Source organism: Sulfurifustis variabilis (genome assembly GCF_002355415.1).
GTDB lineage: Bacteria > Pseudomonadota > Gammaproteobacteria > Acidiferrobacterales > Sulfurifustaceae > Sulfurifustis > Sulfurifustis variabilis.
This window is the reverse complement of sequence record NZ_AP014936.1, coordinates 3651716-3671925: the sequence shown is the minus strand read 5'-3', so window position 1 is coordinate 3671925 and position 20210 is coordinate 3651716. Positions and strand designations below refer to the sequence as shown.

The 20210-nt window shown below is 66.9% G+C and carries 19 protein-coding genes; 9 read left to right on the top strand and 10 right to left on the bottom strand.

Features of this window, described 5'->3' with window-relative positions:
• Nucleotides 1-15: 15 nt before the first annotated feature.
• The gene (locus SVA_RS17820; protein ID WP_096462489.1) at nucleotides 16-888 is read left to right on the top strand and encodes a molybdate ABC transporter substrate-binding protein; all 873 of its coding nucleotides are present in this window, start codon (nucleotides 16-18) and stop codon (nucleotides 886-888) included.
• A gap of 55 nt (nucleotides 889-943) precedes the next feature.
• On the opposite strand, the gene SVA_RS17815 is transcribed toward SVA_RS17820, so the two are convergent.
• Nucleotides 944-3397, bottom strand: a complete 2454-nt coding sequence (locus SVA_RS17815; protein ID WP_197703281.1) for a PHP domain-containing protein — start codon at nucleotides 3395-3397, stop codon at nucleotides 944-946.
• Nucleotides 3398-3470: 73 nt separating this feature from the next.
• Nucleotides 3471-5024, bottom strand: a complete 1554-nt coding sequence (locus SVA_RS17810; RefSeq protein WP_096462488.1) for an SLC13 family permease — start codon at nucleotides 5022-5024, stop codon at nucleotides 3471-3473.
• Nucleotides 5025-5224: 200 nt separating this feature from the next.
• Here SVA_RS17810 and SVA_RS17805 point away from each other — a divergent pair, with 200 nt between their 5' ends.
• Entirely contained in the window at nucleotides 5225-5926 is a 702-nt protein-coding gene (locus SVA_RS17805) for a Crp/Fnr family transcriptional regulator (protein ID WP_169924169.1), read from the top strand.
• Nucleotides 5927-5938: 12 nt separating this feature from the next.
• On the top strand, nucleotides 5939-6208 hold the full coding sequence (locus SVA_RS17800; RefSeq protein ID WP_096462486.1) for a hypothetical protein: 270 nt from the start codon (nucleotides 5939-5941) through the stop codon (nucleotides 6206-6208).
• A gap of 15 nt (nucleotides 6209-6223) precedes the next feature.
• On the opposite strand, the gene ntrC is transcribed toward SVA_RS17800, so the two are convergent.
• The 6 genes from ntrC to SVA_RS17770 all read right to left on the bottom strand — a co-directional run bounded on the left by ntrC (nucleotide 6224) and on the right by SVA_RS17770 (nucleotide 12916).
• Nucleotides 6224-7612 carry a nitrogen regulation protein NR(I) gene (gene ntrC / locus SVA_RS17795; RefSeq protein ID WP_096462485.1) on the bottom strand — a complete coding sequence of 463 codons (1389 nt, stop codon included), beginning with the start codon at nucleotides 7610-7612 and terminating at the stop codon, nucleotides 6224-6226.
• Complete coding sequence (gene glnL / locus SVA_RS17790; protein WP_096462484.1) at nucleotides 7605-8678, bottom strand: nitrogen regulation protein NR(II); 1074 nt, start codon at nucleotides 8676-8678, stop codon at nucleotides 7605-7607. Before glnL ends, ntrC begins: the two co-directional genes overlap by 8 nt.
• 190 nt (nucleotides 8679-8868) lie before the next feature.
• Nucleotides 8869-10278 (bottom strand): glutamate--ammonia ligase, encoded by a 1410-nt coding sequence (glnA, locus tag SVA_RS17785; RefSeq protein WP_096462483.1) that lies wholly within the window; start codon nucleotides 10276-10278, stop codon nucleotides 8869-8871.
• 183 nt (nucleotides 10279-10461) lie between these two features.
• Complete coding sequence (locus SVA_RS17780; protein ID WP_096462482.1) at nucleotides 10462-11631, bottom strand: cation diffusion facilitator family transporter; 1170 nt, start codon at nucleotides 11629-11631, stop codon at nucleotides 10462-10464.
• On the bottom strand, nucleotides 11628-11858 hold the full coding sequence (locus SVA_RS17775; protein ID WP_096462481.1) for a sulfurtransferase TusA family protein: 231 nt from the start codon (nucleotides 11856-11858) through the stop codon (nucleotides 11628-11630). The genes SVA_RS17780 and SVA_RS17775 overlap by 4 nt, the downstream gene beginning before the upstream one ends.
• Nucleotides 11855-12916 (bottom strand): hypothetical protein, encoded by a 1062-nt coding sequence (locus SVA_RS17770; protein WP_197703279.1) that lies wholly within the window; start codon nucleotides 12914-12916, stop codon nucleotides 11855-11857. The genes SVA_RS17775 and SVA_RS17770 overlap by 4 nt, the downstream gene beginning before the upstream one ends.
• A 452-nt stretch (nucleotides 12917-13368) precedes the next feature.
• On the opposite strand from SVA_RS17770, the gene mtgA reads away from it, so the two are divergent.
• The 6 genes from mtgA (at nucleotide 13369) to SVA_RS17740 (ending at nucleotide 19041) form a co-directional block, all read left to right on the top strand.
• Nucleotides 13369-14142, top strand: a complete 774-nt coding sequence (gene mtgA, locus SVA_RS17765) for a monofunctional biosynthetic peptidoglycan transglycosylase (protein WP_169924168.1) — start codon at nucleotides 13369-13371, stop codon at nucleotides 14140-14142.
• An 89-nt stretch (nucleotides 14143-14231) separates the two neighbouring features.
• The gene (glyQ, locus tag SVA_RS17760) at nucleotides 14232-15107 is read left to right on the top strand and encodes a glycine--tRNA ligase subunit alpha (protein ID WP_197703278.1); all 876 of its coding nucleotides are present in this window, start codon (nucleotides 14232-14234) and stop codon (nucleotides 15105-15107) included.
• A gap of 2 nt (nucleotides 15108-15109) precedes the next feature.
• Nucleotides 15110-17332: a glycine--tRNA ligase subunit beta gene (gene glyS / locus SVA_RS17755; protein WP_096462477.1), complete on the top strand. Its 2223-nt coding sequence runs from the start codon at nucleotides 15110-15112 to the stop codon at nucleotides 17330-17332.
• Nucleotides 17333-17335: 3 nt separating this feature from the next.
• The gene (locus SVA_RS17750) at nucleotides 17336-17665 is read left to right on the top strand and encodes a MazG nucleotide pyrophosphohydrolase domain-containing protein (protein WP_096462476.1); all 330 of its coding nucleotides are present in this window, start codon (nucleotides 17336-17338) and stop codon (nucleotides 17663-17665) included.
• 78 nt (nucleotides 17666-17743) lie between these two features.
• Nucleotides 17744-18292: a D-glycero-beta-D-manno-heptose 1,7-bisphosphate 7-phosphatase gene (gene gmhB, locus SVA_RS17745; protein WP_096462475.1), complete on the top strand. Its 549-nt coding sequence runs from the start codon at nucleotides 17744-17746 to the stop codon at nucleotides 18290-18292.
• Nucleotides 18292-19041, top strand: coding sequence for a lysophospholipid acyltransferase family protein (locus SVA_RS17740; RefSeq protein ID WP_096462474.1), 750 nt, complete (start codon nucleotides 18292-18294; stop codon nucleotides 19039-19041). The genes gmhB and SVA_RS17740 overlap by 1 nt, the downstream gene beginning before the upstream one ends.
• On the opposite strand, the gene SVA_RS17735 is transcribed toward SVA_RS17740, so the two are convergent.
• On the bottom strand, nucleotides 19025-19333 hold the full coding sequence (locus SVA_RS17735) for a DUF2845 domain-containing protein (RefSeq protein WP_096462473.1): 309 nt from the start codon (nucleotides 19331-19333) through the stop codon (nucleotides 19025-19027). The two genes, SVA_RS17740 and SVA_RS17735, sit on opposite strands and share 17 nt — an antisense overlap.
• 35 nt (nucleotides 19334-19368) lie before the next feature.
• Nucleotides 19369-20163, bottom strand: a complete 795-nt coding sequence (gene rsmA / locus SVA_RS17730) for a 16S rRNA (adenine(1518)-N(6)/adenine(1519)-N(6))-dimethyltransferase RsmA (protein ID WP_096462472.1) — start codon at nucleotides 20161-20163, stop codon at nucleotides 19369-19371.
• Between the last annotated feature and the right edge of the window lie 47 nt (nucleotides 20164-20210).

The following is a 20210-nucleotide window of genomic DNA, read 5'->3' as shown; positions in this document are numbered from 1 at the left end:
ACACGGAGGCGATCCATGCTGGACTGGCCCGAAGAACGAGCAGCCGAGGAAGATACGGCGCCGCGCTGGTATCAACCCGGCTCCAACCTGTGCCTGGATTTCCACGGCGATCCCGCCGCCAGCCTCGCGGTCTACTCTGACGGCAACCACCACATGGCGCTGCGCGCGTGCCTGGCCGCGTTCCGGCGCCGCCATCCCGCGGCCGGCGAGCCGTTCTACGCCACGACCCCGCCGGGCGTGCTGCTCGCGCTGCTCGATGCCGGGCGGCTGCGGCTCGGTAATCTCGTGATCGCAGCCCGTCCGCACGTCTTCATCAGCCCGCCGGGTGTCCTCGATCGCGCGGTCGCGAAAGGCGCGATGGCCGGGCACATGCCGTTCATGCGATCTCGAGGCAACGTGTTGCTGGTGGTCAAGGGCAACCCGAAGGGGATCCGGCGCCTGACCGACCTCGACCGTCCCGGCGTGCGGCTGTTCCTTTCGAATCCGGAGCGGGAGGCGGCGAGCTACGAAGTGTACCGCGATACCCTTGCCGGGCTCGCGCGGCAGGCGGGCATCCGGCTCGCGCTGCTCGCCGACGCCGGGCGCGTGGTCTACGGAGAACGCATCCACCATCGCGAGGCGCCCGAGGCGGTCGCGGACGGACGGGCCGACGCCGCCCTCGTCTACTACCACCTGGCGCTGCGTTACACGCGGATCTTCCCGGAGCGGTTCGACCTCGTGTCGCTGGACGGCGCGCCCGAGCGCGCCTCGGCCGACAACGTCGTGACGCGGCTGCACGCCGGACTCGTCGGCGACGGCGGCGCGCACGGCCGCGCGCTGCTCGATTTCCTGCTCGGGGAGGAGGCGGCCGGCATTTACGCGCACCACGGGCTCGCGCGCGCCGAGTGAGGAAGAAAAGAGGAGCGCCCGAAGGGCGCTCCTCGAGGCCTGCGCAGGGGGCCGGCTACTTGAACGTAATGAAGAGCGCCGACGTCCAGACCTTCGCGTCGTCGACCTGACGCCCGTAGAGGTATACCGGCCGGAAGCCGTGGGGGCCGTTCTTCGGTTCCACCTCGATGCGCCCCGACACGTCCCGGGGCGCGGCCTTTTCGCTCATGCGCTCGAAGGCGAGGAACATCTCCACCCCGGGCAGGTCCTTCCTGAGCTTCGCCGCTTCGAGCAGCTCGCGGCCCGTGATCTCCCACTCGAAGGTCGGGCAGTGCGCGAAGGGATTGCCCTTGAGCGGATCGCCGACCTTCACGTAGCCGTCGATGGTGCCCTCCACGCGGATCGTGGCGTTCGCGAGGCCGGTCACGTCCATCTCGATCGCGTCGACGTCGCCGTAGGTGTCGCTCTTGAAGCCGACCTGGGTCGCGCTCTCGCGCCAGGAGGTCTCCTCGATGTGCTCGAAGCCGCGGCCCTGGAAGTCGTTGATCACGGCGCCCCGAATGGTGATCTTTCCCTTCCAGGCCGCCCAGCGGTAGCGGTCCTTCACGCGGGCGCCGCCCCAGCGGAAGCGGATCTTTCGCTCGGAGTAGCCGAGCTCCTCCTGGAGGTCGCGCCGCCAGATCGGTCCGGTGTGGTCGTACGCGACCACCTCGTCCCAGCCCGCGTCGCCGAGCAGCCGGTAGTCGATGACGGCCTTGCCCTGGTGCTCGAACTCGTCGCCCTGGATGTGCTCGCCGCAGCGGGCGAGGGCGACCGTGCGCTCGCCGGTGGTCGCGTAGGTGTGACGGGCGCGCAGCGCTCTTCCGATCTCGACGCGCGTCAGTTCCTTCGCGAGCACGCCGGACACGCCGCCCTTGGTGCCGAACACGGCCGTGCCCGGGACGCCGCCGCCGCAGCGGCCGCGGTGCTCGTCGCCGGCCATCGAGGCGCCGATCTTGTAGCCGCGCTCCATGGCCTCCTGGTAGAGCCAGCCGAAGTGGCCCCAACTGGAACCGATCTCGATCAGCCGCTCGAGCTTGGGGTAGTGCCAGTCGAGGATGCAGCGGCGCCCGCCCACGTGCGGAATCAGCAGATGGCCCTCGGGGTCCTTGGCGTACGCGAGCCACAGGTCCTCGAGCGGCCAGGCGCCGGGGACCGCTTCGTTGGACTTGGTGTCCTCGTTCCAGTCGACCGACCGCACGTGCTCGCCGGTCTTGAGGAACGGGAACTCCGGCGTCTTGCCGTGCAGGAACACCACGTTGTGGTCGCCGCCCACGCACGAGCTGCCGCACCATTCCGTGCCCGGGAAGGCGACGAAGCTGCCGTCCTGCGTGATCTCGTGGATCAGCTCGACGGTCTTGTTCCAGCGTTCGGTCGTGATGTTGAAGTCGTTGTGCGCGAACGCCAGCACGTCGAGCCCCGAGACGTCGCGGCCGTAGGTGAGGTTGTAGCGGGTGCTGTTGGTGCCGATCGTGTCGTCGGAGTGCACGTGCAGGTCGCAGTAGTAAATGCGCGGACTGACGAGCTCCTGTTCAATCGAGAGATAGAAGGTCTGCGGCTTGATAAACGGATGATCGAGAAGGCGCGCGGTGACAGCCAGCTCTCCCGGCTTGTCGGTCGGCAGGTCCTTCAGCAGCAGCACCGCCCAGCCCTTGTCGGCGAGCGTCGCCTTCTTCTCGTAAACCGGTTTGCCGTCCCGGGTCGCCGTGATCTCGATCTTTTCCGGCGCGTTCCAGCAGGTGTTGCCCCACTCGTCCTCGGCGCGCACGCGCAGCGGCACGGGCGTGCCCGCCCGGACCATGCGGGAGCCGGCCCAGACGAGCTGCGCGACCGGTCCCGGCACGATCTGGATCACGATGTCGCCCGGTACGGCGGAAAAGCGCGATGTGCCGAGGGGGTCCACGTAGCAGCGGATCCGGAAGTTCTCCTCCACGAAGGTCTGCACCCGGGTGCCCGGGCCGCCGAAGCGGCGGTCGCCCAGGCGGATCACGATGTGGTCGCCCGCCTTCACGTAGCCGTCGACCGTGTCGACGATGACCGCTTTCTGGAAGGGACGCTCGTGACCCTTCTGGTCGAAGCGCACCTTGAGCGCCTGCACCGTGGCCGGGCTCTGTCCGGGGACGAGGCCGCCGGCGTGGTACTCGGCCGAGATGTAGTTGGCCCCGGCGGGATCCGTCGTCTGGAACAGCGCCCAGTCGGAATAGAAGCGGAAGGTCGCCTTGAACCAGGAGCCGTCCGCCATGCCGGAGGAGCCCACCTCGAAATCGAGAACGATCTCCTGCCACGAGCCCGCGATGATCTTCTCGACATTGCATTTCACGGCGCCGAGGAACGACATGCCCTTCAGCTTCTCGTACAGGCCGTCGGGCGCATGGTAGTCGCCGAGCGCCTGGCGGATTTCGGCCGCCGTTCGCGGCTTGGCGGCCGCCGTGCCGCCGTTCGGGGCGTCGTCCAGCTTCTTTTTCAGTTCGTTGTCGGTAAAGGTCTTCATGGTGCTACCTCATGTCTTACCGGAAAAAGGGAGAGACGCCCTCCCTGGCGGGAGGGCGCGGTCCAGCGGCGTTTCAGAACGGCCAGGGGGCGCCCGGATTCCAGACCGGCATGCCGAGGATGGCGTACCAGGGCGCCATGATCAGAATGCCGTACGCGATCGCGATCAGCACGCAAGCCCATCCGACCTTGAAGTAATCGGTCGTGCTGAACGTGTCCGTGCCGTAGGCGACAACCGCCGCAGTGATCTGGGTCGGCAGCAGGTAAGCGAAGGTATCGGTATCGGCCACCAGCATCGTGAAAGCGACGGGATGCAGCCCGAGCTGCTTGCCGAGCTCGAACAGGATCGGCGCCAGCATGGCGATAGCCGCCACGTTGGACAGCATGCCGATTCGCATGATGTGGGTGCCGACCATCATCATGAGCAGCACCATCCACCAAGTATGACCGGTCACCATCGCGTGCACGTGGTCCGCCAGCCACGCGGCAAGACCGGACTTGGTCATCGCGCCGGTCATGGTGATCGCGCCCCCGAGGAGCAGGAACGTGCCCCACATCGTGCGGTCCTGGACCTGCTTCCATTTGAACGGGAACAGGCCGGGGACGAACATCACCAGGGAGATGCCGATCAGGGCGATGATGCCGAGCTGGAAGCTGTGCACCGGGTAGATCGGGCTGTTCTTGCCGAGCACGAAGAAGAGCGCGATGCCGGAGAACATGGCGATCAGCACCCACTCGGCCGTCGTCATCGGGCCGAGCTCCTTGTGCATCTGGTGGATCGAGTTATGACCCCCCGCGATCTCCACCCGCGCCGTCTTGAAGTGGTAGCGTACCCACCACTGCGTCAGCACGAACATGCCGAGGTAGGGGAACTGCAGCAGCATCCAGTCGAGGTAACCGAGCGCGAAGCCGTTCTGCCCGAAGAGGCCGACCAGGATCATGTTCGGCAGGTGCGCCGTCATGATGAACATGCCGGCGATCATGCTGGTGTAGACGAGGGACTGGATGATGATGGCTTTCTTCGCCGCCTGCTCCTCCTCCGTGTCGCCCAGCAGGTTCGTCACGCCCTGGACGATCGGCATGATCGTGGCCGAGCGCGCGACCGCCGCCGGAATGAAGAACGAGAGAATCAGCTGGACGAAAAAGAAACCCCAGATGACACGGCCCGCATTGGACGCCTTGATCTTGTCGAGGATCGACAGCGCGAGGCGCCGGTCGAGCTTGAGCAGCTGCATGAGGGCGCCGATCATCATGCCGAACAGCAGGATCCAGACGACGTGGCGCGTGAAGCCTTGCAGCACGAAGTCGAGGGGCGGTTGGTTCTTTTGCCAGGGGATGGCGTGGGTCAGGATCAGGAGGGAGGGGATGCCGAGCGCGGTAATGCCGACCGGCATGGCCTCCGACACCCACATGACCGAGGCCCAGACGACGATCGCGAGAACCGCCATGCCCTCCGCCGACAGCCCCTCGGGCCGGGGGAGGACCCACATGATGAGAGCGAAGCTTATCCAGGCGAGGAGGAAGCCGGTGAAGACGCGGGTGGGATTGCGCCCGCTCTCTCTCACGTTGTCTGTCAGATAACCGATAACGCCATTCCCACCTCGTCTCGTTTCCACTGCTATCGCCATAGCGGCCACCTCATTGGCTGTTGTTAACTTGTCCGTGTCCTGCAACTGATGGCTGGGGCTTACTTACCAGATTGACCCCACTTTGAAAATAGCGCCTAATCGTGCGTGGACAAGCTTCCGCGCGTACTACATCAAAAGAAGGCGGCGCAATTCTGTCGGCTGGCCGACATGCCCGAGCAATGGATCGTCGGAGGTTAAGGATGAGCGAGCTCTGGTTTCTGTCCCCATCGGATTTTCTCGGCCGCCTGCCGCCCGCCGACCGGCGGGATCTGCTCGGGGTGGCCGACGCGCGCCTGGCCCGGAACGGAGACTTCGTTTTCCAGGCCGGTTCCCCGGGTGAAACCGTTTACATCCTGGAGCGGGGCCGGGTCAAAATCTTCGGCATGTCGTCGCTCGGGAAGGAAGTGATTCTCTGGTTCTGCTTCCCGGGCGAAGTGTTCGGGATCGCCGAGATGCCCCGAGGCGGGCCGCGCGAGGTTTACGCGCAGGCGTGCAGCGACTGCCGGCTCTACGCCGTCCCTCAGCGCCTGTTCAAGGATTTTCTGATCGACCACCCCTCGACCGCGATGCTGGTGATCGAGCTCCTCTCCTGCCGCCTGCGCATCCTCGGCGACATGGTGAAGAACCTCACGGCCGACGACGTGACGACCCGGCTCGCCAAGCTCCTTATCCGCCTGTCGGCGCGTTACGGGCAACGCGTGACGCCCGCGCACCTGCGCCTCAGTATCAAGCTGACCCACCAGGAGCTCGCCGACATGATCGGTGCGACGCGCCCCACGGTGACCGGAGTCCTGAGCGAGCTGCGGCGCAGCGGAGTAATCGACGTGGAGGATCACCACCTGTGCATCCACCGGCCGGAAATGCTGGAGCGTCTGGTCGCGGACGCGCGGGCGCTGAACTGACGCCGGCCGACGATGCGGGCGTTCTTCGCGGTCGCGCTGTTCGCCGTCGGTTACGCGATCGTGTACTACCGGCTGCTCGTGAAGTTCTACTACGAGAAGCAGAACGGCGTGCGGGAAAACACCTTCGGGGCGCTGTTCAGCTTCCCGCCGTACAAGGCGCTGCCCGAGAAGGGCCGGAAGTACGCTCGCCGCTACTGGGTGGCCGTCGGCATCCTGGTCCTCTGCGTGATGGCGCTCGCCTGGCTGAGCGACTTCTCCTATCTCGCTCATTACTCCTTTTGAGCGGCAGGCGGCGCGTTACATCCCGAGTTCCTTGAGCTTGCGAGTGAGCGTGTTCCGACCCCAGCCGAGCTTGCGGGCCGCGTCCTGCTTGCGCCCGCCCGTGTGTTTGAGCGCGGTTTGTATCAGGATGCGCTCGAAGCTGGCGTTCATGTCCTGGTAGATGCGCCCCTGGCCGCGGGTGAGGCGCTGTTCCACCACGTCCTTCAGTATCTGTTCCCAGCTTGCTTCCTCGCGCTCCGCCTCCGCGGTGCGCAGCTCCGGAGGCAGGTCCTCGATCCGGATCACCTGGCCGGGCGCCATGACGGTGAGCCAGCGGCAGGCGTTCTCGAGCTGGCGCACGTTGCCGGGCCACGGAAGCTGCGTGACATAGATTTCCGTTTCCGGGGCGAACCGCTTCGGCTCGACACCGAGCTCGGTCGCCGACTGCTTCAAAAAGTACCGCGCCAGACTCGGGATGTCCTCACGCCGCTCGCGCAGCGCCGGCAGGTGGATGCGGATCACGTTCAGGCGATGGAACAGGTCCTCGCGAAAGCGACCCTGGCGCACGCGCTCCTCGAGGTTCTGGTTGGTCGCCGCGACGATGCGGACGTCGGTCGACACCTGCTCGTGGCCGCCCACCCGGTAGAACTTGCCGTCCGAGAGCACCCGCAGCAGTCGCGTCTGCAGCTCGATCGGCATGTCGCCGATCTCGTCGAGGAAGAGCGTGCCGCCGTCCGCCTGCTCGAACCGCCCCTTGCGCATGGCGACGGCGCCGGTAAAGGCGCCCTTCTCGTGGCCAAAAAGCTCCGACTCGAGCAGCTCGCTCGGCACCGCCGCGATGTTGATGGCGATGAAGGGCCGGCCCGCGCGCGGGCTGTGGGTGTGCAGGGCGCGCGCCACGAGCTCCTTGCCCGTGCCCGACTCGCCGTTGATGAGCACGTTGAGGTGCGACGTGGAGAGCCGGCCGATGGCCCGGAACACCTCCTGCATGGCCGGGGCGGCGCCGATGATCTCGGGGACGCGCTCCGTGGCGGTCGTATCGACCCGCTGGTGACGCCGCTGCTCGAGCGCGCGGCGCACGAGATTGACGGCCTCGTCCACGTCGAAGGGTTTAGGGAGGTACTCGAACGCTCCGCTGCGATAGGAGGCGACGGCGCTGTCGAGGTCCGTGTAGGCGGTCATGACGATCACCGGCACCTGCGGAGCCTTGCGCTGCACCGCCGACAGCAGGTCGATGCCGCTCGTGCCCGGCATGCGGATGTCGGTGACCACGACGTCGGGCTGCATGCGATCGAGCAGCTCCTCGATCTCGTCGGCCGATTCGAATGCGCGCACGTTCATGCCCGCCTGCTCGAGCGCCTTCTGCAGCACCCAGCGGATCGAGCGGTCGTCGTCGATGATCCAGACGATGTCCGGCTTAGCCATGGCCGTTCTCCAGAGGTAGGTACAACATGAACACGGTACGCCCGGGGCGACTCGCGCACTCGATCAGGCCGCCGTGCTTGGTGACGATGTCCTGCGCGATGGAGAGCCCGAGCCCGCTGCCGTGCGCGCGGCCCGTCACCATCGGGTAGAAGATGTGCTCGAGCAGATCGGGCGGGACGCCCGGTCCGTCGTCCTCGATTTCGGCACGCAGCACGAGCCGGTGCCGATGGCCGCCGATCGTGAAGCCGCGCTCTACGCGGGTGCGCAGCCGGATCGTGCCCTTGCCCTCGAGCGCCTCGACGGAATTGCGCACCACGTTGAGCACCGCCTGGATCAGCTGCTCGGAATCCGCATGGACCTCCGGGAGCGACGGATCGTAGTCCCGCTCGATGGTGAGGCCCGCGGGGACCTCGGCGAGCACGAGCAGGCGTACGTGCTCCAGGACCTCGTGCACGTTGATATGCCGCTTCCGAGGGGGCTGGTGCGGCCCCATCATGCGGTCCACGAGATTTCGCAGCCGGTCCGCCTCGTGGATGATGACCCGGGTGTACTCCTTGAGCTCGGCGCTGGCCAGCTCGCGTTCGAGCAGCTGTGCCGCCCCGCGCAGGCCTCCCAGCGGATTCTTGATCTCGTGTGCGAGCCCGCGCATGACGACGCGGTTGGCAGCCTGTCGGTCCAGCAGGCTTTCCTCGCGGGTCAGCCGCAGAATTCGGTCGACCTGGTTGAGCTCGATGAGCAGGGCCGGCGGACCCTCGCCCTTGCCGCTGTCGGGGAGCGGCGTCACCGTACAGTCGAGCGTCAGCGAGCGATTACCCGGCAGCTCGAGAATGACTCCCCGCGCTGTCAGCGGCTGGCGGCTCGCGCGCACCTCGTCGAGCGCGGCGAGGAGGGGTTGTTGCGGCGCGAGCAGCTCGCTCAGCCGATGGCCGAGCACTTTCTTCGCGCTCGCTTCCAGCAGGGCTTCGCCCGCCGGGTTGATCGCCGTAAGGCGCAGCCCGCGGTCCACCGCGAGGACCGCGGTGGTGAGGTTGTCCAGGATGCGCTGCGGCGGCTCGACGGTCGTCATGGGCTCACCTGGCGGACGGTCAGCAATAACCGCGCCGGAATACTTTTTCCTTTCACTAGAGCTATTTACTTCCATTCCGGTCCTAGCCACTATAGCGGACGCACCAAAATAGTGCACGCATTCGCTGTGCCCGAAACGAAGACGCCCCCAGCGGGGGCGTCGTCGTCCGGTCCATTCCCCGGGGTGCTCCTCAGACGCTGTAGTACATGTCGAACTCGACCGGGTGGGTGGTCATCCGCAGCCGCGTGACTTCCTGCATCTTCAGGGCGATGTAGGCGTCGATGACGTCGTCGGTGAAGACGCCCCCGGCCTTGAGGAAGTCGCGGTCCTTGTCGAGCGCGTCGAGCGCCATGTCGAGCGAGTGGCACACGGTCGGGATCTTCTTCTCCTCTTCGGGCGGCAGGTCGTAGAGGTCCTTGTCCATCGCCTCGCCCGGGTGGATCTTGTTCTGGATCCCGTCGAGACCCGCGAGCATCATCGCCGCGAACGCGAGGTAGGGGTTGCTGCCCGCGTCGGGGAAGCGCACCTCGATGCGCCGCGCCTTCGGGTTCGGCACGTAGGGCACGCGGATCGAAGCGGAGCGGTTGCGCGCGGAGTAGGCGAGCATGACCGGCGCCTCGAAGCCCGGTACCAGGCGCTTGTAGCTGTTGGTGAGCGAGTTGGTGAAGGCGTTGAGCGCCCGGGCGTGCTTGATGATGCCGCCGATGTAATAGAGCGCCGTCTGCGACAGGCCGCCGTACTCGTTCCCGCTGAAGAGGTTCTTGCCGTCCTTCGCGAGCGACTGGTGCACGTGCATGCCGGAACCGTTGTCACCGACGATGGGCTTCGGCATGAAGGTTGCGGTCTTGCCGTAGCTGTGCGCGACGTTGTGCACGCAGTACTTGTAGATCTGCAGCTCGTCGGCCTTCTTCACCAGCGTGTTGAACTTCATGCCGATCTCGTTCTGGCCGGCGGTCGCGACCTCGTGATGGTGGGTCTCGATGTCGAGGCCCATCTCCATCATGGCGAGGCACATGGCGGAGCGGATGTCCTGCTGCGAGTCGACGGGCGGGACCGGGAAGTAGCCGCCCTTCACGCTCGGACGGTGGCCGAGGTTGCCGCCCTCGTACACCTTCTCGGTGTTCCAGGACGCCTCTTCGGAGTCGATCTTGACGAAGCTGCCGCTCATGTCGGCGCCCCAGCGCACGTCATCGAGAATGAAGAACTCGGCCTCCGGCCCGAAGAACGCGGTGTCGGCGACGCCGCTGCTCTTGAGGTACGCCTCCGCGCGCTTGGCGAGCGAGCGCGGGCAGCGCTCGTAGCCCTGCATGGTCGACGGCTCGACCACGTCGCAGCGGATGATGAGGGTCGGCTCCTCCATGAACGGGTCCATGACGGCCGACGCCGCCTCGGGCATCAGGATCATGTCGGACTCCTGAATGCCCTTCCATCCGGAAATCGACGAGCCGTCGAACATCTTGCCCTCCTCGAAGGTGGACTTGTCGACCTGGCTCACCGGGACCGTGACGTGCTGCTCCTTGCCCTTGGTGTCCGTGAACCGGTAGTCCACGAACTTCACCTTCTTGTCCTGGATCATCTTGAGTACTTCGGCGGGGGACATCTTCAGTTCCTCCTCGGAGGGTTAAATGGGTCGAATGGGACGTGCGCCGCTTGAGTGCATCTTTGGGCCGTTACTAGTGCAGAAAGCATGCCTGTATACAAGTGATTGAATTTATGGGAAACAGCCCGTCATTGGGCCGGTGTTATGCACCAATATAGTGCATATGAGCACCATTATGGGGCGTCAGTGGAAGACGAGCTCGACGCTACCTATATGTAGATCCGGCCGCGCGGCCGCCCTGAACCTGGACCTCAAATCGTCCGCATCCGCGGTCTCGGCGAGGAGCCCGAGCGGGAGCCGGATCTCGATGTCCACGTGCCCGTTCGTGTAATGAAGCGTGATCCGGTCGATGTGCCGCGCCTCCGGAATGGCCCGAAAGTAAGCCTCGAGACGAGCCAGGATCTCGTCGCGGAGGGGCAGGGACGCCCGGCGCTCGTCGTCGAGATCCTCCTCCGTGTCGATATGCACCATCACGTCGGTGACGGGCGCGATCTCCTTGATCAGGCGAGCCCGCACCGCCTCCCCGATCTGGTGGCCCTCCGAGACGCTCAACCGCGAGTCCACCATGATGTGCACGTCCACCAGAGCCTGGCCGGCGATGCGGCGGGTGCGCAGCGAATGCAACGCCTTCACTCCGCACACGTTGGCGATCGTGCGCCGGATCGCCTCCCGTTCTTCCGGATCGAGCCCCGTGTCGATCAACTCGCGCAGCGCGTGCCAGGCGAGCTCCGTGCCGATCTTGGCGATCATCCCCGCGACGAGCACGGCAGCGACGCCGTCGAGATACCCGAATCCGAGAAGGCTGCCGGCGATGCCCGCGACCACGATGAAGGAGGAAATCGCGTCCGATCGGTGGTGCCACGCGTTCGCCTTGAGCATCGCCGACCCGTAGCGGTTCGCCGTAGCGATCGTGTAGCGGTACAGGCCCTCTTTCGCCGCCAGGGTGAAGATCGCAACCCACAGCGTCAGGGCCGAGGGCGAGACGAACGATTCCGCTTCCCACAGGCGCGTGCCTGCCTGCCAGGCGATCCCGATGCCGACGGCCAGAAGCATGCCTCCGAGGATCATCGTCACGGCTGTCTCGATGCGCCCGTGCCCGTAAGGGTGCTCCTCGTCGGCCTCCTTGGAACTGTGTTCGAGCGCGAACAGCACGAGGCCGTCGGTCACGAGATCGGAAAGCGTATGAACGCCGTCGGCGACCAGCGCCTGCGAGTGGCCGACGACGCCGATCACGATCTGCGCCGCGCTCAACACGACGTTGGTAAGGACGCTGACCCATGTCACCCGGCGGCTCGCCCGGTAGCGCGTCGGGTCGGTGGTGTCGATGGCGGCGGCGGAATGATCTCCGCTCATGCGTCTCCCACGCGCAGGGTGACTCGCACCTCGCCGCCTTCGCGCCCGGCGGAGATCACGCTGTGCCCATGCACCCGACACCATGCCGGGATATCGTGCAGCGCGCCCGGATCGGTCGCCCGAACCTCGAGCGTGTCTCCCGGCATGCAGGCGGCGACCGTGTCCTGAGTGCGGATGACCGGCAACGGACAGAGGAGGTAGCGGACGTCCAGCACGCGATGGCTCATAGATACCAGCTCTCGGGAATCTCCTGGGGCGGCAGCGGGGCGACCTCGCGCGCCTGCGTCCGTCCCTCGGTGTCCGTGATCGCGACCGTCACGCGCTCCGCCTCACGCCCCTTGCCGAAACGGGCGGTGAGTCGGGCGGCCAGCTCCAGGTCCGACTCGTCCGGCGCGCCGTCGACGAGGACGAGCGGACCCGCATGGCTCGTCGCCTGCAGGTGGGTGTACCGCTTGCGGAATCCGAGGAGGAAATTGTTCTCCCCCTCGTCGCGGGCCACGATGAGCTTGTAGTGCGGGCGTGGCCGGAGATGCCGGCCGATCTTCAGCAGGAGAATATCCTCGAGCTCGTAACGCTTCTCGCCGCGCGCCGTCCACAGATCGGACAGCTTCCGGCTGTACTGCTCGTTGGTCAGGAAACAGCAGCCTCCCGCCGGCTGGGCGTAGTCGCGGTAGCCGTACTGCTCGGCGAGCGCCATCTGCACCTTTCGGGAGCGGCCGTTGATGTCGAGCAGGCGCTCGCGGTCGACCCAGCCCTCCTGCTCGGGCAGCGTCGGCGGCAGCAGTTTGGCGCACAACGGCCGGAGCAGCCGGTCGAACGCCCCGGACTCCCGCGCCACCACGGGCATCGTGTCGCGCCGCTGGGACATCGGCCGCTGCCCGATGACTTCCCCGGTCACGATGAAGTCGAAGCCGTGGGTTTCCATCCATTCCCGCGCCTTGCGGACCATGAACCCCTTGCAGTCGAGGCAGGGATTGAGGTGCGCGCCATAGCCGTGCTTCGGGTGGAGCACGATTTCCTTGTACTCCTCGATGACCTCCACGATGTGCAGCCGGATGCCGAGCTGCTCCGCCACCCAGAGGGCGTTGTTGCGCTTGGGCTTGTCGAGGTGCACCCGCCGAATGGCATGCGTGTGGCCTTCGACGCAGAAGCCGGTATAGAAGTTGATGCCCTCGACATGTATGCCCTGGTCGAGAACGAGGCGGGCGGCCAGCATGGAGTCCAGTCCCCCGGAGATCAGGGCGACGGCCTTGCGTGTGGAAGGTGTGGGGGAGGCGGAGCTCACTGTGCGTTCCTCACGGGTGCCCGCGCGACGCGGATCGCGTCGCAACAACAACGGGCCCTCGCGGGCCCGTTGTTGTTGCTGCCGGTGCGGTGACCGGGCTCCTCGTCCGGCATGGTTCCGACGGATTCGGGCGGTGCTGGGACCGCTCGTCCGGCGGCCTGCCGGTTCGTCCGGCGGCGTGCGCCGGCTTCTTGGTCCGGCGCCAGGCCGGTTTTTTCCTAGTGTGGTGATTCGGGCGAGTGCCCTGACGCGCCGGTGACGATAACGGAAAGGGAGGCGATTGTCTATTCGCGGGGATTCGGCCGACCAGGTCCCGCGCGAGCGGGCGCGGGTCTCGATTAGAATAGCGCCCGCCCGGGGTCCCGGGCGATCCCATGCCCAGTCGACGACCACGCCGAAGATGGAGGTTTCTCGACGCACTGAACCGCACCGGGTCCGTGCTCCGATGGACCGTGCGCCTCGCCCTGATCCTCCTGGCCGCCGATCTTTTCTACCTCGCGCTCATCTGGCCCGACTGGAAGACCGTCGCTGCCGGCCCCGTGCCGAAATCCAACTTCATCCGCGAGTACGAGGAGCGGCGGGCCGGGGACCGCAGCATGCCGCGCCTCCAGTGGCAGGCCGTGCCCCTCGCGCGCATCCCGCGTCACGTCGTCCGCGCGGTGATTCTCGCGGAGGACGCGCGCTTCTACCAGCACAGCGGTTTCGACCTCGTCGCCTTCAAGGAGGCGATGAACTACAACCTCAACGAGGGGCGGTTCGCCTTCGGCGCGAGCACCATCTCGCAACAGACGGTCAAGAACGTGTTTCTCTCGTCGGCCCGCAACCCGCTCCGGAAGTGGCACGAGCTGATCCTTACCTGGGGGATGGAGCAACACCTCACGAAGCGACGCATCCTCGAGCTGTATCTCAACGTCGCGGAATTCGGACCGGGCGTGTACGGCGTTCAGGCAGCGGCACGGGCCTACTGGGGAAGGGACGTCTCGACGCTGTCGCTTGACCAGGCCGTCGAGCTTGCGGCCAGCCTGCCGAGTCCGGCGCGGCACAACCCGGCAACCCGCACGCCCCAGTTCGAGAAGCGCGCCCGCAAGATCTACGGGCGCCTGCTCCGTTATCCGGGCGAGGCCGCGGATATCGTATCCCGGGAGCTGGCGCCGCCCGTCGAGGACGAGCCCGCCGGCGTGCGCTCGGCTGAACCCGCCGAACGGATGCCACCGGACACGATCTGAACGGCTGCGCGTCTTCCGGGCCGTGCGGCTATAATCCCGGGCTCCGCGACGCGTAACAGAACAACAGGCGCCAGGCCGATCCCATATTCGTGACCTTCCAGGAACTCATCTTTCGCCTCGGCCAGTACTGGGCGAGGGCAGGCTGCGTGGTTCTCCAGCCGTACGACATCGAGGTCGGTGCCGGCACCTTCCACACCGCGACCTTCCTGCGTGCGCTCGGCCCGGAACCGTGGAAGGCGGCGTACGTGCAGCCCTCCCGCCGGCCGAAGGACGGACGCTACGGCGAGAACCCCAACCGCCTGCAGCACTATTACCAGTACCAGGTCGTGCTCAAACCCTCGCCGGCGGACATCCAGGAACTCTACCTCGATTCCCTGCGCGCACTCGGCATAGACACCCGGGTGCACGACGTGCGCTTCGTCGAGGACGACTGGGAGTCGCCCACGCTCGGCGCATGGGGCCTGGGATGGGAAGTGTGGCTGGATGGCATGGAGGTGACGCAGTTCACCTATTTTCAGGAGGTCGGCGGGCTTCCGTGCAAGCCGGTGCTCGGTGAGATCACTTACGGTCTCGAGCGCCTGGCGATGTACCTGCAGGGCAAGGAGAACGTATACGACCTCGTGTGGACGCCGGGCGTGAGCTACGGCGACGTGTACCACCAGAACGAAGTCGAGCAGTCGAAGTACAACTTCGAAGTCGCGAACGTCGACTGGCTTTTCCGGCAGTTCAACGACTACGAGTCGGAGGCAAAGCGGCTCATGGAAGTCGAGTTGCCGCTGCCCGCCTACGAGATGGTCATGAAGTGCTCGCATGCCTTCAACCTGCTGGACGCGCGCGGCGCCATTTCGACGACCGAGCGGGCGGCCTACATCGCACGGGTGCGCAACCTCGCACGTGCGGTCGCGGCGAGCTATTACGAATCGCGCGAGAAGCTCGGCTTCCCGCTGCTCAAGGGGACCGACTGAGGATGGCGGCCAAACGTCCGCGCACGAAAAAGGCGCGTCGCACGGCTGCCCCGGTGGCGCGGCCGGCGAGCCTGCTCGTCGAGCTTCTGACCGAGGAGCTGCCGCCCAAGTCGCTCCGGCGGCTGTCGGAAGCCTTTCGCGACGCCCTGCACGAGGCGCTCGGCGCGCTCGCCCTCCTCACGCCCGAGAGCCGCGCGCAGGCCTTTGCGACGCCGCGCCGGCTCGCGGTGCGCATCACGGGCGTGCTCCCGCGCCAGCCCGATCGCGTCCTCGAGCGGCGCGGCCCGGCCGTGGCGGCGGGGCTCGACGCGGCCGGGAAGCCCACGCCCGCCCTGCTCGGCTTCGCGCGCTCCTGCGGCGTCGAGCCCGCGATGCTCGAGCGTCAGGCGGGCGAGAAGGGCGAGTACTTCGTTTATCGGAGCAAGCAGAAGGGCGAGCCCCTCGGGACGCATCTCGCCGCGGCCGTCGAATCGAGTCTCAAGAAGCTTCCTGTCGCGAAGCTCATGCGCTGGGGTGCGGGCGAGGCGCAGTTCGTGCGTCCGGTGCACGGGCTCGTCCTGCTGCATGGCGCGAAGGTGATCTCCGGCGCCGTGCTCGGCGTCAGGAGCGGCAACCGGACACTCGGGCACCGCTTCCTGAGCCGCGGGCCGACGGCGATCCCGAGCGCCGAAAAGTACGAGGACACGCTGCGTCGCGCGAGCGTGATCGCAGACTTCGAAGAGCGGCGCGAGGCGATCCGGCGTGCTGCGCAGGCCGAGGCGAAGCGGCGCAAGGCGCATGCCTTCTTGCCGCGCGACTGGACCGGCGACGGGACGTCCGATGATAGCGAGATGATGCGCCGAATCCGGATCGCGCAATGGATCCTCGGGAGTAACGAAGAGCTACTGGACGAGGTGACGGCCATCGTCGAGTGGCCGGCGGTTTATGCCGGCGATTTCGATCCCGCATTCCTCGCGGTTCCGCCGCAAGTGATCAGTCTCACGATGCAGAAGAATCAGAAGTACCTCGCACTCGTAAGTCCCGAGGCAAAGCTTCTGCCTACCTATCTGGTCGTAAGCAACATCGTGACGCGCAAACCGAAGCAGATCGTGCACGGCAACGAACGCGTGCTGCGCGCCCGCCTCGCGGACGCGCGCTTCTTCTTCGAGACCGACAAGAAGACGAGCCTCGAGGCGCGCGTGCCGCGACTCAAATCCGTCGTCTACCTACACAAGCTCGGCAGCCAGCTCGACCGCGTCGAGCGCCTGCGGCGCATCGCCGTCGCTTTCGCCGAGCGGATGCATCTTTCGAGCGAGCACGTCGAGCATGCGGATCGGGCGGCGCTCCTGTGCAAGGCCGATCTCGTCAGCGACATGGTCGGTGAGTTTCCGGAGCTGCAAGGCGAGATGGGCGCGTACTACGCCGCACACGACGGGGAGGCGCGCGAGGTCGCACGTGCGATCGAGGCGCATTACCGGCCGCGACACGCCGGTGACTCCTTGCCGCTCGGGCCCGTATCGCTCTCCGTCGCGCTGGCCGACAGGCTCGAGTCGATCGTCGGCATCTACGGCATCGGGCACGTTCCGACGGGAGACAAGGACCCCTACGCGCTGCGGCGTCACGCCCTCGGCGTCGCCCGTATCCTGATCGAACGCGCGCTGCCCCTCGAGCTGCCGGACCTGATCGCGACGGCGCGGGACGCATTTCCCGCCGGTCTGCTGTCGGAGAAGGTGGCCGACGAGGTCTACGATTTCGTGCTCGACCGCGTGCGGCCCTACCTGCGCGAGCGCGAATTCAGGCCGGACGAGATCGAGGCGGTCCTCAGCCTGCGGCCGGGCCGGCTCGATCTGGCGGTCAAACGCCTGGAGGCCCTGCAGACGTTCCGGCGCCTGCCGGAGGCCGAGGCGCTGGCGGCCGCGAACAAACGTATCCGCAACATACTCCGCCAGGCGGGCGGCGCGCCCGCCATCACCGTGGATCCCGCTTTGCTGTGCGAGGAGGCCGAGCGCACGCTCGCCCACGAGGTGAGCGCGCGGCGGGCCGAGGTGGAGCCGCTGTACGCCGCCGGCGAATATGCCGCGGCACTCAAGCGGCTGGCGGCGCTGCGCGGGCCGGTCGACCTCTTCTTCGACGAAGTGATGGTGATGGCCGAGGACGAGGCGCTCAAGCGCAACCGTCTCGCGCTGCTCGAGAGCTTGAGCCGCCTCTTCCTCGGCGCAGCCGATATCTCACGCCTGCAGAGCTGATCCATGAACCGCGACTCGTACGACTCGATGCTCGCCGCCGTCCGCGCCTTCCACGAGAAGCACGACTTCAAGGGACGTGGCGGCGAGGAGATGACCTACCGCCTGGCGCTGATGGCCGAGGAGCTCGGCGAAATCGCCGAGTGCGTGACCAAGGGCAAGGGCACGGAGAACCTCGCCGAGGAGGTCGCGGATCTCTACATCCTGCTCCTCGGTACGGCGATCGCCGCGGGTTTCGACCTGAAGCAGGCGTTCTGGGACAAGATGGCGAAGCTCGAGTCGCGCACCGGCCGCATGGTCAACGGCCGGATCCGCGTCTCGGAGTTTCGCGAATAAGGAAGTCCGCCGCAGGGCGACCATGAGCGTCGTGTTGCCTTTGTCCCCTCCCACGTATCCCACAGCCCGGCACATCGCATGAAACTCGTCATTCTGGACCGCGATGGAGTGATCAATTACGACTCCGACGCGTACGTCAAATCGCCCGAGGAGTGGGTGCCCATACCGGGCAGCCTGGAGGCGATCTCGCGGCTCTATCGCGAGGGTTACCGGCTGATCGTCGCGAGCAACCAGTCGGGCGTGGCGCGCGGACTCTTCGACATCGACACGCTGGTCAAGATCCAGCTCAAGATGGTAGAGGCCGTGCGGGCGAAGGGGGGCGAGCTCGAAGCCGTTTTCTTCTGCCCGCACGGCCCCGACGACGGTTGCCGGTGCCGCAAGCCCCTGCCCGGGCTGTTCGAGGAGATTGCCGATCGGCTCGGCACCAGCCTCACCGGCGTATACGCGATCGGCGATACCGAGCGCGACATCATCGCCGCCCGCGCGGCGCAGGCGCGGCCCGTACTCGTCAAGACCGGCAAGGGTCGCAAGACGCTCGCCCGCAGCAAGGAGCTCGCGGGCGTGCCGGTGTACGACGACCTCGCCGGGTTCGCCGACGCGCTCCTGACCGGCAGCCTTCCCGCCTGATGCAGTACCTCCGCTCGGCCCTGTTCAACCTCGTCATGTGGGTATCGGTGCTCGTTTACGCACCGCTCGCACTACTGACGTTTCCGTTCCCTTACGCGCGGCGGTACCGCTTCATTTCCCGGTGGGCGCGCTTCCACATCTGGTTGCTGCGCACGCTGTGCGGGCTCGACTACCGGGTCAGCGGGCGGGAGCACTTGCCTGGGGGCGCCGCGATCGTTCTCGCCAAGCACCAGTCGACCTGGGAGACGCTCGCCTTCCAGTCGATCTTTCCGGCGCAGACTTGGGTGCTCAAGCGCGAGCTGATGTGGGTGCCGCTCTTCGGCTGGGCGCTGGCGCTCCTGAAACCCATCGCCATCGACCGCGGCGCCGGCCGCAAGGCCGTGGAGCAGGTCGTGAGCCAGGGGCGCGAGCGGCTCGACGCCGGGATCTGGGTGACGGTGTTTCCCGAGGGCACGCGCGTGCCCCCCGGCACGCGCCGGCGCTGGGGCATCGGCGGCGCGATGCTCGCGGCGGAGACCGGATATCCGGTGGTACCCGTCGCCCACAACGCCGGGCTCTACTGGCCGCGCCGCGGCTTTCTGAAGCGGCCCGGAACGATCGAGGTGGTGATCGGACCGGTCATAGAGAGCCGCGGACGGACTCCCGACCAAATCCAGAAGCTCGCGCAGGAGTGGGTCGAGGGCGCGATGTCCTCGCTCGAGCGTGTCGGCGCGGCCGATGCGCCTCGTCGGGTCAGCGGTCGGGGCTGACGACAATCCCGGTCACGCGGTCCCCCACGAACGTGATGTCGTAAAAGCCGTCGGCGCCCCGATACGTCCATACCTCCTTCGTCTCGCCGGCCGCCGCCGGGCCGGCGTTCACGCCGCGGGACAGCACGCGCCGTTCGAGCGGCTTGCCCGCGTCGCGCAGAACCTCGGTCATCCTCATTCCGCGCTGGACGAGGAGCCCCGAGTCGGTGCGAAACGCCGCGCTGTCCCAGGACGTGGCGAAGGCCGCGGGGCTCAGGAGCAAGCAGGCGGAAAGGATCAGACGTCTCATCATGGCGATCTCCCTCGTGATGGTGGGTCCCGGTCTGTCTAAACGCCTGTGCCCGCGGGGGCGATGACCTCGTCGCTCAGGCGCACGAACTCCCGCGGACTGAGCGTCTCGGCCCGGCGGTCCGGGTCGATGCCCGCCCGGGCCATCTGCTCGACGCTCGCCAGCCCTCGCAGGGAATTGCGCAGCGTCTTGCGCCGCTGGGCGAAGGCGGCCTGTACCAGTCGGCTCAGTCGTTGCGCATCGCGCACGAGGCAATCATCCGCGGCACGCGGGCGCAACCGCACGACCGTGGAATCGACCCGCGGCGGCGGCGAGAAGGAGCCGGGGCCGACGTCGAAGAGACGCTCCACCTCGAAGCGCCACTGGATCATCACGCTGAGGCGCCCGTAGTCCCTGCCTCCGGGCGGGGCGGCAAGCCGTTCGCCCACCTCCTTTTGCACCATGAAGAGCATGTCCTCGATCGCGTCGGCCTGTTCGAGAAGGTGAAAGAGCAGCGGTGTCGAGATGTTGTACGGCAGGTTGCCGATGATCCGCAGGCGCCGGCCGGCGGCGAGCCCCGCGAAATCGAACCGCAGCGCGTCGGCCGGGTGCACCTCGACCTCCCCGCGCCCTGCACACAGGTGCGGGATCTCGGCCGCGAGGTCGCGGTCGAGCTCGATCACATGGAGGCGGCCGAGGCGATCGAGAAGCGGCAGCGTCAGGGCACCCTGGCCCGGCCCGATCTCGACGACGGAGTCGCCGGGGCGCGGGTCGAAGGCGGCGAGAATGCGTTCGATGACGTTTCGGTCGCGCAGGAAGTGCTGCCCGAAGCGCTTGCGCGGCCTGAAGGCCATGCGAGCCGAAGCGCCGATCAACGCCGACGAACGCCTTTCGGGGACGA

Coding starts and splice junctions, on each gene's coding strand:
- glnL (WP_096462484.1), bottom strand. CDS start 8,678: ATGACGACCGTCGAGCCGCCGCAGCGCATCCTGGACAACCTCACCACC.
- SVA_RS17820 (WP_096462489.1), top strand. CDS start 16: ATGCTGGACTGGCCCGAAGAACGAGCAGCCGAGGAAGATACGGCGCCG.
- SVA_RS17750 (WP_096462476.1), top strand. CDS start 17,336: ATGAACCGCGACTCGTACGACTCGATGCTCGCCGCCGTCCGCGCCTTC.
- gmhB (WP_096462475.1), top strand. CDS start 17,744: ATGAAACTCGTCATTCTGGACCGCGATGGAGTGATCAATTACGACTCC.
- SVA_RS17800 (WP_096462486.1), top strand. CDS start 5,939: ATGCGGGCGTTCTTCGCGGTCGCGCTGTTCGCCGTCGGTTACGCGATC.
- glyS (WP_096462477.1), top strand. CDS start 15,110: ATGGCGGCCAAACGTCCGCGCACGAAAAAGGCGCGTCGCACGGCTGCC.
- SVA_RS17815 (WP_197703281.1), bottom strand. CDS start 3,397: ATGAAGACCTTTACCGACAACGAACTGAAAAAGAAGCTGGACGACGCC.
- ntrC (WP_096462485.1), bottom strand. CDS start 7,612: ATGGCTAAGCCGGACATCGTCTGGATCATCGACGACGACCGCTCGATC.
- SVA_RS17810 (WP_096462488.1), bottom strand. CDS start 5,024: ATGGCGATAGCAGTGGAAACGAGACGAGGTGGGAATGGCGTTATCGGT.
- SVA_RS17805 (WP_169924169.1), top strand. CDS start 5,225: ATGAGCGAGCTCTGGTTTCTGTCCCCATCGGATTTTCTCGGCCGCCTG.
- rsmA (WP_096462472.1), bottom strand. CDS start 20,163: ATGGCCTTCAGGCCGCGCAAGCGCTTCGGGCAGCACTTCCTGCGCGAC.
- glnA (WP_096462483.1), bottom strand. CDS start 10,278: ATGTCCCCCGCCGAAGTACTCAAGATGATCCAGGACAAGAAGGTGAAG.
- SVA_RS17780 (WP_096462482.1), bottom strand. CDS start 11,631: ATGAGCGGAGATCATTCCGCCGCCGCCATCGACACCACCGACCCGACG.
- SVA_RS17740 (WP_096462474.1), top strand. CDS start 18,292: ATGCAGTACCTCCGCTCGGCCCTGTTCAACCTCGTCATGTGGGTATCG.
- SVA_RS17775 (WP_096462481.1), bottom strand. CDS start 11,858: ATGAGCCATCGCGTGCTGGACGTCCGCTACCTCCTCTGTCCGTTGCCG.
- SVA_RS17735 (WP_096462473.1), bottom strand. CDS start 19,333: ATGATGAGACGTCTGATCCTTTCCGCCTGCTTGCTCCTGAGCCCCGCG.